Source organism: Synechococcus sp. RS9907, from assembly GCF_014279615.1.
Classification (GTDB): domain Bacteria; phylum Cyanobacteriota; class Cyanobacteriia; order PCC-6307; family Cyanobiaceae; genus Parasynechococcus.
Window position 1 is genome coordinate 651432 of sequence record NZ_CP047944.1, and the last position, 13166, is coordinate 664597.

A 13166-nucleotide genomic window follows, 5' to 3' on the forward strand; every position below is an offset into this window, starting at 1 on the left:
ATCAGGCGGGCACGGTTGGGTCGGGGCTGCTGGGGTGGAGGCCAGGTCGGATCAGTTGCCGGCGACGCAATGGCCTCGAAAACAGTTCCGCCAGGTCCCCGGCTTGGTCGATGCCGTGGATCGGGCTGAACACCAGTTCGATCGACCATTTGGTGGCGATGCCTTCGGCCTCCAGCGGATTGGCCAGGCCCATCCCGCACACCACCAGGTCGGGCTGGCTGGCGCGCACCCGGTCCAGTTGCTGCTCCACGTGTTGCCCCTCCATCACCGGGACGTCATCGGGGAGCAAGGCCAGCTCGGCAGCCATCTGTTCACGGTTCAGATAGGGCGTGCCCACCTCCACCAGTTCCATGCCGCATTCCCGTTGCAGAAACCGGGCCAGGGGGAGTTCCAGCTGGGATTCGGGAAGCAGGAAGATCCGCTTGCCCTCCAGCACGGTGCGATGGCGGGCTAGGGCGCTCTGGGCCCGCTCCATCAACGGATCGAGCACAGCCGCGACCCGTTCATCAGGCAGATGGAAGGCAGCAGCAGCAGCCTCCATCCAGCGGCGACTTCCCTCGGCCCCCAGAGGGAAGGGAGCCGTGAGCACCGTGGCGCCGCGGTCGCTGAGCAGGCGCGCGGTTTCCGTCAGAAAGGGTTGGGTCAGCAGCACCGTGGTTCCCGCTCCCACGGCGGGCAGGTCAGTCGATTGCCGTGGCGGCAGGCTGCGAATCGTTTCGATGCCCATCCGTTGGAACAGGTGCATCTGCCGGTCTTCCACGGCATCAGCAAGGGTTCCCACCAGCAGCAACTGCCGTTCATCGCTGGCGGGGAGCAGGGGAACGAGGGCTGCCAGTGCCCCGTCTTCTCCCTGGGTGAACGTGGTTTCAATGCCGCTACCGGAGTAGTTCACCACCCGCACCCGGCCGGTCAGTTCGTCGTTGAGCCGTTCGGCAGCCCGGGCCAAATCCAGCTTGATCACTTCGCTGGGGCAGGATCCCACCAGAAACAGCGTGCGGATCTCGGGGCGGCGTTGCAGAAGCTCCTTGCAGACGCGATCGAGTTCGTCGTGGGCATCGGCGAGGCCAGCCAGATCCCGCTCGCTGAGAATGGCTGTGCCGAAACGGGGTTCGGCAAAAATCATTACCCCTGCGGCGCTCTGGATCAGATGGGCGCAGGTGCGTGATCCCACCACAAGAAAAAAGGCATCGGGCATGCGCCGATGCAGCCACACAATCGATGTGAGGCCGCAGAACACCTCGCGCGGCCCCGACTCCTTCAGCAGCGTTGGCCCGGCCATCGGCCGCTCCCTTGATGATCAACCTCTCCAAGCTGCGAATAAATCCGCTGAGGAGTGGAAAGGTCGCTCAAACTCTTCGGGATCACTCCGGCCAGGCAGACCCTTGCTTGAGCTCAAAGGCGGCGACGGAATCCGTCGTAACGATCGGATCGATCACTCTCCTCTGCTTTGCTCAGGCGCCAGACGTTGCGGCTGACCCGGCGGGCGACGAGACCACCGCGTTCCACCCGTTCCGTTCCAGGGCGAGCCCCCAGCAGCATGCTCACCTCCGCGGTGGTGAGGGGAGCACCGGTTTCGATGGCCAATGACGTCAGTTCCAGCCGTTGACGCAGCTGGCGCAGACGCTCACTGTCTGCATTTCCTGATGCCTCCAGCCAGGGCAGATCCACCTGGCCATCCTGCGCAAGCCGTTGCATCAGGCCGAAGCTCACCATCCCAAGGGCCTGATCAGCGTTGAGATCCACTGGCTTCAAAGAAGACTGCTCAGTCATTGCAAGATCTCTAGAGGGGTTCTTCGGAAGTTATCGGCTGTTTTTCAAGGCGCAAGACCGCAGGCTCTAACTCTTCATTGGCCCTTTTCAGCTGAATTCGTCCGGTACACTCCCCGCCATGACCCGTTTTGCCAGCTTCGATGCTCGGGAGCGGCGACGCGGCGGTAGAGCTCTCGTCACCGGCACTGAGGTGACCCCCCAGCAGGGGGGGGCAAGCTGTGTTGTGACAACGGATTCGGAGTCGCCTCGGCTGTTGCGGCAGAACAGTCATGTGCAGTCGATCGAACTGCGCACCCACGTGTTCATCGACTCGCTGCAGCCGCAACTCGCGGCCTATATGGGTTCGGTGAGCCAGGGATTTCTGCCCATCCCCGGAGATGCCTGCCTCTGGATGGAGGTGTCACCGGGCATGGCGGTGCACCGGGTGACGGACATCGCACTGAAGGCCAGCAACGTCCGTCTCGGCCAGATGGTGGTGGAGCGGGCATTCGGTTCGATGGCCCTGTATCACCGCGACCAGAGCACGGTGCTCCATTCCGGAGATGTGGTGCTCGAAGCGATCGGGAGCACCATCGATCAGCGTTCTCCAGCCGATGTGAGCTGGACGGAAGTGATCCGGGCGATCACGCCCGACCATGCCGTGCTGATCAACCGGCAGAACCGACGCGGCTCAATGATCGAAGCCGGGATGAGCATGTTCATCCTGGAGACGGAGCCAGCCGGATACGTGTTGATCGCTGCCAACGAAGCGGAAAAAGCCTCCAACATCACGTTGGTGGACGTGAAAGCGGTGGGTGCCTTCGGGCGACTCACCCTGGCAGGACGAGAAGGTGATGTGGAGGAAGCGGCCGCGGCGGCGATGCGCGCCATCGACCACATCAACAGCAACGCAAGGCTGCGCTGAGCGCTCAGACCAGCTCGGATCAGCTCAGGTGCAGCAGCTCACGCAGCTGTGGTGCCAGAGCGCGCGCCGCCTTGCCGCGGCTGCCCAGGCGGCTGAGCTGAGCTGCATTCAGTTCGCCGTAGCTGCAACGGGCTTCCCGCACCCAAAGCAAGGATTCGAATCCGCCGCCGGCGTAGGCCGGGGCACTCAGGAGTTCGCCCCAGCAGATTCCCTCCGCCGCGGCACGACAGTTGCCAGAGGGATCACACAACACCATCGTGCTGCGGAAACAGGCACTCCGATAAGGCGATCCCATCAGTTCCTCCAGGATTCGCTGCACCTTGGCGTCGTTTCCCTCGGCGTAGCGGGCGGAATACAGACCCGGTGCCCCTTGAAGAGCATCCACCTCAAGGCCTGAATCGTCAGCTAAGGCCCAGTTGCCTGTGCGCAGGGCTGCTGCAGTGGCCTTCAGCTCAGCGTTCTCGCGGTAGGTGCTTCCCGTCTCTTCAACATCCAGATCGGCAGGTTGACGCTGCACATCCAGTGGGAGTGGTCCCAGCATGGCCTCGATTTCAGCAACCTTGATCGGGTTGCCCGTGGCGATGGTGAGCTGAAGCGCCAAGGAGGGCCATCAAAAGAGGCACTCCATTGTGCGGGCTGGTTGGGGTTAAGAACTAACAATCTCTGAATTCGACCCAGCGACACCCGTTTGGGTTGAACATTCCACCCCGCAGCAAGGCTTTGGGAGGGTGACGCAACGTAAACCTATGCAGCTTCACCAGCGTCGACAACGACTTGTGGGGATGTGATCACACGAACCCCCACAGCAGACCGGAACAGTGAGGCACAGGGTGATAAGCCTGGCTTATTTGGTTCACTATGGACAGTGATCGAGAAAGTCGTCCAAATCGCTTGACGGGAAGGGTTCTGGCGGAGCAATGTCCCCAGCGAACATTCCACCCCTTCTCCCGGTAGGCAATGGCTAACGAAACCATGGGCATCGCCCTCGGCATGATCGAGACCCGCGGTCTGGTCCCCGCCATCGAGGCAGCTGATGCCATGACCAAGGCTGCCGAAGTGCGCCTTATCGGTCGTGAGTTCGTCGGCGGCGGCTACGTCACCGTTCTGGTTCGCGGCGAAACTGGCGCTGTCAACGCTGCTGTGCGCGCTGGCGCTGACGCTTGCGAGCGCGTCGGTGACGGCCTGGTCGCCGCTCACATCATTGCCCGCCCCCACCGCGAAGTGGAGCCTGCTCTGGGCAACGGCAACTTCCTTGGTCAGAAGGACTGAGATCTTCCGCTGAGCCTCTGACGAGGCACGCGAACGTCTCAACCTCTTCACCGACCTAACGGAGTTTTCCCATGAGCAAGAAGTACGACGCTGGGGTCAAGGAGTACAGGGATACTTACTGGACTCCTGATTACGTCCCCCTCGACACCGACCTGCTGGCCTGCTTCAAGTGCACCGGCCAAGAAGGTGTGCCCAAGGAAGAAGTTGCCGCTGCTGTGGCCGCTGAATCCTCCACCGGCACCTGGTCCACTGTGTGGTCCGAGCTCCTCACCGATCTCGATTTCTACAAGGGCCGTTGCTACCGCATCGAAGACGTCCCTGGTGACAAGGAGTCTTTCTATGCCTTCATCGCCTACCCCCTCGACCTGTTCGAAGAGGGTTCCATCACCAACGTTCTGACCTCCCTGGTCGGCAACGTGTTCGGTTTCAAGGCTCTGCGCCACCTCCGTCTGGAAGACATCCGCTTCCCGATGGCGTTCATCAAGAGCTGCTACGGCCCGCCGAACGGCATCCAGGTCGAGCGCGACCGGATGAACAAGTACGGCCGTCCTCTGCTGGGTTGCACCATCAAGCCGAAGCTCGGCCTGAGCGGTAAGAACTACGGCCGTGTTGTCTATGAGTGCCTGCGTGGCGGTCTGGACTTCACCAAGGACGACGAGAACATCAACTCCCAGCCTTTCCAGCGTTGGCAGAACCGCTTCGAATTCGTTGCGGAAGCCATCAAGCTGTCCGAGCAGGAGACCGGCGAGCGCAAGGGTCACTACCTCAACGTGACCGCCAACACTCCCGAGGAGATGTACGAGCGCGCTGAGTTCGCCAAGGAACTCGGCATGCCGATCATCATGCACGACTTCATCACCGGTGGCTTCACGGCCAACACCGGTCTGTCGAAGTGGTGCCGCAAGAACGGCATGTTGCTGCACATCCACCGCGCCATGCACGCGGTGATCGACCGTCACCCCAAGCACGGCATCCACTTCCGCGTTCTCGCCAAGTGTCTGCGTCTGTCCGGTGGTGACCAGCTCCACACCGGCACCGTGGTCGGCAAGCTGGAAGGTGATCGTCAGACCACCCTCGGCTACATCGACCAGCTGCGCGAATCCTTCGTGCCCGAAGACCGCAGCCGCGGCAACTTCTTCGATCAGGACTGGGGTTCCATGCCTGGCGTGTTCGCCGTTGCTTCCGGCGGTATCCACGTGTGGCACATGCCCGCCCTGGTCACCATCTTCGGCGACGACTCCGTTCTTCAGTTCGGTGGTGGTACCCACGGTCACCCCTGGGGCTCCGCTGCAGGTGCTGCTGCCAACCGTGTGGCCCTCGAGGCCTGCGTCAAGGCACGCAACGCCGGCCGTCATCTCGAGAAAGAGAGCCGCGACATCCTCACGGAAGCCGCGAAGCACAGCCCTGAGCTGGCCATCGCCCTCGAGACCTGGAAGGAGATCAAGTTCGAGTTCGACACCGTCGACAAGCTCGACGTCCAGAACTGATCGTCTCAACGGCCGGTTGATGCAACCGGCCACCCCTTTTTCTTACACCCAGGATCCCCATGCCTTTCCAGAGCACCGTGGGTGACTATCAAACAGTCGCCACCCTGGAGACCTTCGGCTTCCTCCCGCCGATGACCCAGGACGAGATCTACGACCAGATCGCCTACATCATTGCCCAGGGTTGGAGCCCGCTCGTCGAGCACGTCCACCCCAGCAACTCCATGGCCACCTACTGGTCGTATTGGAAGCTCCCCTTCTTCGGTGAGAAGGATCTGAACGTCGTTGTCAGTGAGCTCGAGGCTTGCCACCGCGCATACCCCGACCACCACGTGCGCATCGTCGGTTACGACGCCTACACCCAGAGCCAGGGTGCCTGCTTCGTGGTCTTCGAAGGACGCTGATCCTTCGAACCCTTGGTTCCGAGCCCTGACCTGATCAGGGCTCCAGCTTTTTCCGGAGGGGCAAGTGCCCTTCCACCTCACGACGACATCCTCGGGCGGACATGGCAAGACTCTCCAGTCGCGAACTCGCACTTGAACGCCGCAAGGCGCTGACCACTTCCGGTAAGAAGTCCTCGGTAGCGGCTGGTGATGGCGCCAACCGTGTTCGCACCGTTGCTGATGCCCGTCCCACCCGCACCAATGCGGCCGCGGTTGCTGAGCCCCCTTCGGCACCTGCTACATCCGCTGCTGTAGCCCCGCAGCGGACCACGTCCTTTGCAGCTGCTCCCGCAAGACGCAGCTCCCAGGTCAAGCCCCATCGCGATCCCAGCCGCGAGTTGGTGCTGGCCCGTCGTGAGGCCTTGTCCCGCCGCGGCAAGACCGCCGACACCAGCCGCGATCGCAACCGCGCTGATGTTGCCCGCCAGACCAACGCCTCTGCTCCTGCAGCTGCACCCGCTGAAACCACCAAGAGCTGTGGCTGTGGTGGCAAGCGTGCCGCTGAAAAGGCTTCCCTCAGCGCACCGGCTCCCAAGTTTTCTGCCCGCACGGAGCGCCGTTCGGCCACTCCGAAGCGTCGTGCCATCGAGAACCCCAGCCGCGCGCTGGTGCTGGCCCGCCGTGAAGCCATGGCGAAGCACGGCAAAACCGCTGGCAAGCAACCCACCAGCGCCGCAGCCGTTGCCCGTCAGGCCAACCCTGACCTCACCAGCCGTGAGTTGGCCCAACAGGTGCGTGAGCTGCGCACCAAGTCCGGCGCTCGCAACAAACAAAGCGCTGGTGTGACCCGCCCCACCGGTCCCAACCGCCACGGCGCCAAGCAAGCCGCTGCCGCTGATGCCCACTGGAAGGTGGGTGAAAGCACCACCACAAGTGGCCAGACCGTGACCGGCACCCAGGCCAACCGCTCGGTGAAAACCACCGGCAACGAAGCCAGCACCTGCCGTTCGATCACCGGTACCGAGTACCTGGGCGCCGAAGTCTTCCAGACCTTCTGTCAGACCGCTCCTGCAGCCACCACTCCGGCCAAGGTGCGCGTCACCGCCACCAGCCACGGCAACCGCGTCACCGGCAATGAAGTTGGCCGTTCCGAAAAGGTCACCGGCGATGAGCCCGGCACCTGCAAGAGCGTGACCGGCACCGAGTACATCTCCGCTAATCAGTCCGCTGCCTACTGCGGTGGTGGCTTGACCTCCCCGCGCAAGGTGGGCCACAGCCTCACCGAACAGGGGCGTCCTGTGAGTGGTGTGATGGTGGGCCGCTCCGCCAGCGTCACTGGCGACGAAGCCGGTGCCAACCGCAGCCTCACCGGCGATCAGTACCTCGGCTCAGATCCCCTGCCCGAAGGTCGTCCTGCCGCCAAGGTGGGCCTTTCCGGAACTCTCTCCGGCACTGGCGTGACCGGCACCATGGTGGGCCGTTCTGCTCAGGTCACCGGTGATGAGTTCGGCTCCTGCCACCGCGTGACGGGTGATCAATACATCAGTGCCGAGCAGGTGAATGCTTTCTGTGGTTCCAAGCCCGAACCCGAAGCAGCCAAAGTTGGTTTCAGCGTCACCAACCGCAACCAGGTGGTGAGCGGCACCCGCACGGGTCGTTCGGAGAACGTGACTGGCGACGAGCCCGGCAGCTGCCAGGCCGTCACCGGCACCCCCTATGCAGGCCTTGAGCAGGCCGGCCAACACTGCGGAACCCCTGCTGTTCAGGCCATCCGTGAGCGCACACCAGTGCGTGTCGGTACCCCTTCTGCTGCCATGACCGGCATCCAACCCGGTGTGGGTGGTGTGATGACCGGCGACAAGCGTGGCGCTTGTGAAGCAGTCACCGGCACGCCTTACGTGGGTGCTGATCAGCTGGCCGCTGCCTGCGGCGCTGATGCTCCCGCTGGCACCGACACCCACGGCCAAGCTCCTGAGGGTGCCGCCTGGACCCGCTTCAGCGTGATGTCTCCCGCCCGTGCTGCCCAGCAGCAACGTGAGGCCGCGTCCGGTGTGACGGGCACCTCCTACGAGCAGGGGAATCGCATCACCGGCCCTTTTGACATGGCTGGTGGCAAGGTGACCGGTACCGAGCAGTTCCGCTTCGACAACCGCGAGTTCCAGAACCGTCAGCAGCAGCGCCAGTTCCAGCCCACCGTGGCTGTGGTCAGCGAGCCCTCTGAAAAGCCTGCATCCCGGGTGACCGGCGAGGGTTCCTCCACCAAGATCACAGGCGATGACTGGGATCGTGGGGAGCATGTCACCGGTACTGAGGGTGCTTCGGCCCGCCGTCGTAACCCCACCCGTCCCGGCCCGATGAGTGCCATGTCTTCCTTCGAGCGCAAGCGCAACGAGGAGACCGAATGGCCTGTGAGCCGCGTGACCGGTTCCAGCGGCAACACCGAAAAGGGCTCCCTGATCACCGTCTCCGGCGGCGCACGGGGCTGATTCATTGATGGTTCGCTCCAAGCCTCTCCGTGGCGGGCGACCTCAGGCCCCCTCGGCACCCACCCGTCGTCAGCTGCAACAGCTGGCCGCAACCTCTGATTCCGTTCAGACCACGTCTGATGTGGAGTCCTCCACCCGCAAGGCCGCTCTGAATCGTCGCCGTGCCCTCACCACAGCGGGCAAGGCCGCTCAACTCGGTGGCGGCTCGGTTGGTGGTGGTCGGATTCGCTCCAGCAAGGACGTTCAGCGTCCCGCTCCCGCTCAGCCGAACTGGGTCCGCCGTGAGAAGGCAGCCACCCGGGCGGTTCCTTTCAATCTGAGCCGCAGCTCTCTGCCGATCATCCATCGGCGCCATCCGTTGACGGATGCAGCGGCGAATGCCCGTCTTCAGGCCTACGAGCAGGAGATCAAGGGCCGCTTTGATCGGATCGTTCCCCTGCTCCAGCAGGTTTCAGCGCTTCAGCACGAAACCGATTTCATTCCCCAGGCCCAGCGGTTGTGCCGGGCCGAACTCGGCTTTGATCTGCCGGATCACATCCTGCAGCGGGCCTGGGTTCGCCCCCTCGACATGCGCGCCCTGTTCGCCTGGTGTGTGTTCGAAAGCCACCGGCTGTTCAGTGACCGCTTCTTCCAGGACGATCCCCTGGATGCCGGTACGGGCAGTGCTGCCTCCCGGGAGTTCGAACAGTTCTTGCTCGATTGTGGGATCCATCTGCTCGACCTGACGCCCTGTTCCGATGGTCGGTTGGCCCACACCGTGGCTTATGCCCTGCGCATTCCCTTCAGCGCTGTGCGTCGCCGTTCCCACGCTGGCGCCATGTTCGACGTGGAGAACACGGTGAACCGCTGGGTCAAAACCGAGCACCGTCGCTACCGCGAAGGTTCACCCAATCCCTCCACGGAACCGACCCGTTACCTGAAGGTGGTGACGTACCACTTCAGTTCTCTCGATCCCTCCCATCAGGGCTGCGCTGCCCATGGCAGCAATGACGAACTGGCGGCAGCGGCTGGTCATCAACGCCTGCTCGATTTCCGTGAGTCGGTTGAAAACAGCTTCTGTTGCGGTGCCTCCGTTGATCTTCTGCTGATCGGCCTCGACACCGACACCGATGCCATCCGGGTGCATCCCCCAAGCCGTGACAGCGAGATGGTGCTCGACCGTTGGCTCTGCGCCAGGGAACTGCATGCCGCAACGGCATCGATGAGTGCCGATCAAGCCATGGCACAGATTGCTGAAGCCGTTGAGAGCTCTGCTCCTGGCCCCATGGATGCCGGGATGGTGTCGTTCCTGACCCGTTTGCTCGCCAATAACTTCTCCCAGATCGACTACGTCCAGGATCTTCACGGGGGCACCTACCCGGATGCCGGGCACGCCGAGCGTTTCATTGGCGTTGGCATTGGTTTCAAAGAGGTGCATCTGCGCAACCTCACCTATTTCGCCCACCTCGACACCGTCGAGGAGGGCGCCCCCGATCTCGATGTGGGCGTGAAAATTTTCAAGGGTCTGAATGTGTCCCGGGATCTGCCGATTCCGGTTGTGGTGCGTTTCGACTATTCCGGCCGTGTGCCCGGTGCTCGGGAACGGGCCATCGCTGATTGCCAACGGGTGAACCAGGCCATCGCTGATCGCTACGCAGCTCTCGTTGATGAGGGTCTGCTCCACACTTGTCTCACCATTCGCGACCGCAACCAGACGGCTCCGGCCGAGGTCGTCGGTTCCACGCTCGACCCGCAACTTCCGGAGGCTCACTGATCATGCTCATCGTCAAGGTCGTCAAGCCGCTCGTTTCCACCAACCGGATTCCTGATTTCGAGCACAAGCATCTCCAGGTGGTGCTGGATGGCAGCACCAAGAAGGTGGCCGTCGATGCGGTGGGTGCGAAACCTGGGGACTGGGTGATCTGCGTCAGCAGCTCGGCCGCCCGAGAAGCTGCCGGCAGCAAGTCGTATCCCAGTGACCTCACGATCGTGGGGATCATTGACCACTGGGAACCCGACCCCCCGAAGACCTCCGCTCCCTCCCCATCCCCCAGCCCCAGCAAACCCGCGGGAGGCAAGGCCAGCTGATGGAGATCATGCAGGTGATGGGAACGCTGGTTTGCTCCTACCGGGTTGCCGGTCTGGATCACATGCACCTGCGCATTCTCAAGAACAACAAGGGCAAGAAGCTGGTGGCGGTTGACCCCGTGGGTGCCCGTGAGGGCAACTGGGTGTTCACCGCCAGCGGTTCGGCTGCCCGGCATGCCTGCCCTGACAACACCGTTCTCACCGATCTCACCATCGGTGGCATCATCGATTTCTGGAATCCGGACGGATAGGGATCCTTCATTTCCCTCCGCCGTTTCCGTTCCGCTTCCACACCTACCAATCCATGGCCACTCCTTCCCCCACCCCCCGTCGTCGCACCACCCGCAGCACCGCCGCGGCGAACAAGACCGTGGATGTGAAGCCTGTGGCCAGCACCCCTGCTCCCGCGTCGACTCCCGCCAAGGCTGCTCCTGCTCCAACCACCCGTCGCGCGACCACCTCAACGCGTCGCAGCAGCGCTTCCAACACCGGATCCGGCGGCGGATCAGCCGTGACCAAGCCCGCTGCCACCCCTTCCCCCGTCGTTCCCGGTGTGGCGCTGGGCATGATCGAAACCCGCGGCATGGTTCCTGCCATTGAGGCAGCCGATGCGATGACCAAGGCTGCTGAAGTGAGCCTGATCTGCCGAGAATATGTGGGTGGTGGCTACGTCACGGTGATGGTGCGGGGCGAAACCGGTGCGGTGAATGCAGCTGTTCGTGCCGGTGCCGATGCTTGCGAGCGCGTGGGTGACGGCCTCGTGGCTGCTCACATCATTGCCCGTCCCCACAAAGAGGTGGAGCCGGTGTTGGCCGGCAGTGGTGCAGCTCGCCGCAGCTGATTGCACAAAAGCTGCCTCACAGCCGTTCACAAAGAGCCCTTTTGCTCCTGACCGGCTCCTAGATTCGCCGGCCAACCAGCGACCAGCTCGATCACCATCCCGCTCGCCGTTTTGACCCCGGAGCTTTCGCTTCCCATCCAGACCGCTTGGTTGATCCCGCTCTATGGGTTCATCGGGATGCTGGTTTCCCTCCCTTGGGCCTGTGGCTGGTTCCGCCGAGATGCCCATCGCCCGGCGGCCTACCTCAACATCCTTCTCACCCTGCTGGCCTTCGCCCACGGAAGTCTGATCCTGCAGGAGGTGTACCAATCAGGGCCGGTGGATCTGGCTTTCCCTTGGCTCAGCGTGGCTGATCTGGAGCTGAACATCAGCTTCAGCTTGTCGCTCACCAACCTGGTGGCCCTGGAACTGATCACGGGCCTCAGCTTGCTGTCGCAGGTGTATTCCCTGGGCTACATGGACAAGGAATGGGCGTTGGCCCGCTTCTTTGCCCTGCTCGGTTTTTTCGAGGGTGCGATGAGTGGTGTTGTGCTCAGCGACTCCCTGTTCCAGAGCTACTTCCTGCTGGAGATGCTGACGCTCTCCACCTATTTATTGGTGGGCTTCTGGTATGCCCAACCCCTGGTGGTCACAGCAGCCCGGGATGCCTTTCTCACCAAGCGCGTTGGTGATGTGCTGCTGCTGATGGGTGTGGTGGCGCTCTGCAGCTATTCCGGCGTGATGGGGTTCAACGACCTTTACGCCTGGGCCGCTCAAGACACCCTCTCTCCCTTGGCGGCAACGCTGTTGGGTTTGGGCCTGGTTGCTGGCCCAACGGGCAAATGCGCCCAGTTCCCCATGCACCTCTGGCTGGACGAAGCCATGGAGGGCCCGAACCCTGCTTCGATTCTGCGGAACTCGGTGGTGGTGACCTGCGGCGCCATCGTGCTGCTGAAGGTGATGCCCATCCTTCAGCTCTCGCCCATCGCCATCGGCGTGATGCTCGTGATCGGCAGCATCAGTGCGATCGGTGGCTCTTTGGTGGCCCTGGCTCAGGTGGACATCAAACGCACGCTGTCGTATTCCACAACGGCCCACATGGGCCTTGTCTTCATCGCCATTGCGCTGCAGATCCCTGTTCTGGCCTTGTTGCTGCTGTTCACCCATGCCGTGTCCAAGGCGCTGCTGTCGATGAGCATCGGCGGCGTGATTGCCTCCACCAACTGTCAGGACATCACCGAGCTGGGGGGACTGGGCAGCCGCATGCCGGCGACCACAACGGCGTTTCTTGTGGGTGGTGCTGGTCTGGTGGGCTTCCTGCCGCTGGGTGGCTTCCTGGCCCTGGCCCAATCGATTGAACTGCTGAGCGTGCGCTCGGTGCCGTTCATGGCGGTGTTCCTGCTCACCAACGCACTCACTGCCATGGGTCTGGTGCGGGTGTTCCGCCATGTGTTCATGGGGAATTCCCTGATCAAGTCCCGCAGGGCTGCCGAGGTGAACTGGCAGATGGCGTTCCCGATGGTGGCGCTCACCGTGATTGTTCTGATCACGCCACTGCTGCTGGTACGGCTTGAATCCCTCGATGGTTTGCTGGCGTTTCCCCTCTGGGCAGCAGCTCTGGTGGTGGGAAGTGGATTGCTGGGCCTGCTGGCCGGCGCCGTTCTCCCCCTGAGCAAGGCCTGGTCCCGCTCGCTCAATCCTGTCCTGCGTTGGTGGCAGGACCTGCTGGCCTACGACTTCTACACCGAGCGCTTTTATCGCCTCACCATCGTCAACGTGGTGGCGGGCTTCTCTCGCCTGGCCTCCTGGTTTGACCGCAATGTGGTGGATGGGCTGCTGAATGGGGTGGCTCGCTTCTCCCTGGCCAGTGCCGACAGCCTCAAGCTCAGTGTCAGCGGCCAGAGCCAGTCGTACGTGCTGACGGTGCTTCTGGCCATTGTTCTTTTCCTCACCGCGGTGAGCTGGTTCCTTACCTGATCGCCC

13 protein-coding genes are annotated in these 13166 nt (G+C 62.9%); 10 read left to right on the forward strand and 3 right to left on the reverse strand.

The features are described from left to right. Window position 1: 1 nt before the first annotated feature. Window positions 2-1279: a ferredoxin:protochlorophyllide reductase (ATP-dependent) subunit N gene (locus SynRS9907_RS03605; protein ID WP_188021836.1), complete on the reverse strand. Its 1278-nt coding sequence runs from the start codon at window positions 1277-1279 to the stop codon at window positions 2-4. Between the two features lie 113 nt (window positions 1280-1392). Further along, window positions 1393-1770, reverse strand: coding sequence for a hypothetical protein (locus SynRS9907_RS03610; RefSeq protein ID WP_038556224.1), 378 nt, complete (start codon window positions 1768-1770; stop codon window positions 1393-1395). A gap of 118 nt (window positions 1771-1888) precedes the next feature. Here SynRS9907_RS03610 and SynRS9907_RS03615 point away from each other — a divergent pair, with 118 nt between their 5' ends. Further along, window positions 1889-2674 (forward strand): BMC domain-containing protein, encoded by a 786-nt coding sequence (locus tag SynRS9907_RS03615; RefSeq protein WP_188021837.1) that lies wholly within the window; start codon window positions 1889-1891, stop codon window positions 2672-2674. A gap of 19 nt (window positions 2675-2693) precedes the next feature. Here SynRS9907_RS03615 and SynRS9907_RS03620 read toward each other — a convergent pair whose 3' ends face one another. Beyond that, window positions 2694-3275 carry a non-canonical purine NTP pyrophosphatase gene (locus tag SynRS9907_RS03620; RefSeq protein ID WP_188021838.1) on the reverse strand — a complete coding sequence of 194 codons (582 nt, stop codon included), beginning with the start codon at window positions 3273-3275 and terminating at the stop codon, window positions 2694-2696. A 356-nt stretch (window positions 3276-3631) separates the two neighbouring features. Here SynRS9907_RS03620 and SynRS9907_RS03625 point away from each other — a divergent pair, with 356 nt between their 5' ends. From SynRS9907_RS03625 to SynRS9907_RS03665, 9 genes are all read left to right on the forward strand, one after another. Next, the gene (locus tag SynRS9907_RS03625; protein WP_006169870.1) at window positions 3632-3943 is read left to right on the forward strand and encodes a BMC domain-containing protein; all 312 of its coding nucleotides are present in this window, start codon (window positions 3632-3634) and stop codon (window positions 3941-3943) included. 71 nt (window positions 3944-4014) lie between these two features. After that, window positions 4015-5430 (forward strand): form I ribulose bisphosphate carboxylase large subunit, encoded by a 1416-nt coding sequence (locus SynRS9907_RS03630; protein ID WP_011363747.1) that lies wholly within the window; start codon window positions 4015-4017, stop codon window positions 5428-5430. Between the two features lie 59 nt (window positions 5431-5489). Next, window positions 5490-5831, forward strand: coding sequence for a ribulose bisphosphate carboxylase small subunit (locus SynRS9907_RS03635; RefSeq protein ID WP_006043651.1), 342 nt, complete (start codon window positions 5490-5492; stop codon window positions 5829-5831). A 101-nt stretch (window positions 5832-5932) separates the two neighbouring features. Next, window positions 5933-8296: a CsoS2 family carboxysome shell protein gene (locus tag SynRS9907_RS03640; protein ID WP_188021839.1), complete on the forward strand. Its 2364-nt coding sequence runs from the start codon at window positions 5933-5935 to the stop codon at window positions 8294-8296. Between the two features lie 7 nt (window positions 8297-8303). Further along, window positions 8304-10049, forward strand: a complete 1746-nt coding sequence (locus tag SynRS9907_RS03645; protein ID WP_188021840.1) for a carboxysome shell carbonic anhydrase — start codon at window positions 8304-8306, stop codon at window positions 10047-10049. A 2-nt stretch (window positions 10050-10051) separates the two neighbouring features. Next, window positions 10052-10363, forward strand: a complete 312-nt coding sequence (locus tag SynRS9907_RS03650) for a carboxysome peptide A (RefSeq protein ID WP_006850911.1) — start codon at window positions 10052-10054, stop codon at window positions 10361-10363. After that, the gene (locus SynRS9907_RS03655; RefSeq protein ID WP_011363752.1) at window positions 10363-10614 is read left to right on the forward strand and encodes a carboxysome peptide B; all 252 of its coding nucleotides are present in this window, start codon (window positions 10363-10365) and stop codon (window positions 10612-10614) included. Before SynRS9907_RS03650 ends, SynRS9907_RS03655 begins: the two co-directional genes overlap by 1 nt. A gap of 53 nt (window positions 10615-10667) precedes the next feature. After that, a complete protein-coding gene (locus SynRS9907_RS14150; protein ID WP_304623054.1) occupies window positions 10668-11204 on the forward strand; it encodes a BMC domain-containing protein in 537 nt (178 codons plus the stop codon). A 111-nt stretch (window positions 11205-11315) separates the two neighbouring features. Then, window positions 11316-13160 carry an NAD(P)H-quinone oxidoreductase subunit F gene (locus tag SynRS9907_RS03665; RefSeq protein WP_115161380.1) on the forward strand — a complete coding sequence of 615 codons (1845 nt, stop codon included), beginning with the start codon at window positions 11316-11318 and terminating at the stop codon, window positions 13158-13160. The last annotated feature ends 6 nt before the right edge of the window (window positions 13161-13166 follow it).

What these genes read in the sequence shown, in the direction of transcription:
- SynRS9907_RS03630 (WP_011363747.1), top strand. Translation starts at nt 4,015, where the DNA reads ATGAGCAAGAAGTACGACGCTGGGGTCAAGGAGTACAGGGATACTTAC.
- SynRS9907_RS03650 (WP_006850911.1), top strand. Translation starts at nt 10,052, where the DNA reads ATGCTCATCGTCAAGGTCGTCAAGCCGCTCGTTTCCACCAACCGGATT.
- SynRS9907_RS03615 (WP_188021837.1), top strand. Translation starts at nt 1,889, where the DNA reads ATGACCCGTTTTGCCAGCTTCGATGCTCGGGAGCGGCGACGCGGCGGT.
- SynRS9907_RS03605 (WP_188021836.1), bottom strand. Translation starts at nt 1,279, where the DNA reads ATGGCCGGGCCAACGCTGCTGAAGGAGTCGGGGCCGCGCGAGGTGTTC.
- SynRS9907_RS03655 (WP_011363752.1), top strand. Translation starts at nt 10,363, where the DNA reads ATGGAGATCATGCAGGTGATGGGAACGCTGGTTTGCTCCTACCGGGTT.
- SynRS9907_RS03640 (WP_188021839.1), top strand. Translation starts at nt 5,933, where the DNA reads ATGGCAAGACTCTCCAGTCGCGAACTCGCACTTGAACGCCGCAAGGCG.
- SynRS9907_RS14150 (WP_304623054.1), top strand. Translation starts at nt 10,668, where the DNA reads ATGGCCACTCCTTCCCCCACCCCCCGTCGTCGCACCACCCGCAGCACC.
- SynRS9907_RS03610 (WP_038556224.1), bottom strand. Translation starts at nt 1,770, where the DNA reads ATGACTGAGCAGTCTTCTTTGAAGCCAGTGGATCTCAACGCTGATCAG.
- SynRS9907_RS03645 (WP_188021840.1), top strand. Translation starts at nt 8,304, where the DNA reads ATGGTTCGCTCCAAGCCTCTCCGTGGCGGGCGACCTCAGGCCCCCTCG.
- SynRS9907_RS03625 (WP_006169870.1), top strand. Translation starts at nt 3,632, where the DNA reads ATGGCTAACGAAACCATGGGCATCGCCCTCGGCATGATCGAGACCCGC.
- SynRS9907_RS03635 (WP_006043651.1), top strand. Translation starts at nt 5,490, where the DNA reads ATGCCTTTCCAGAGCACCGTGGGTGACTATCAAACAGTCGCCACCCTG.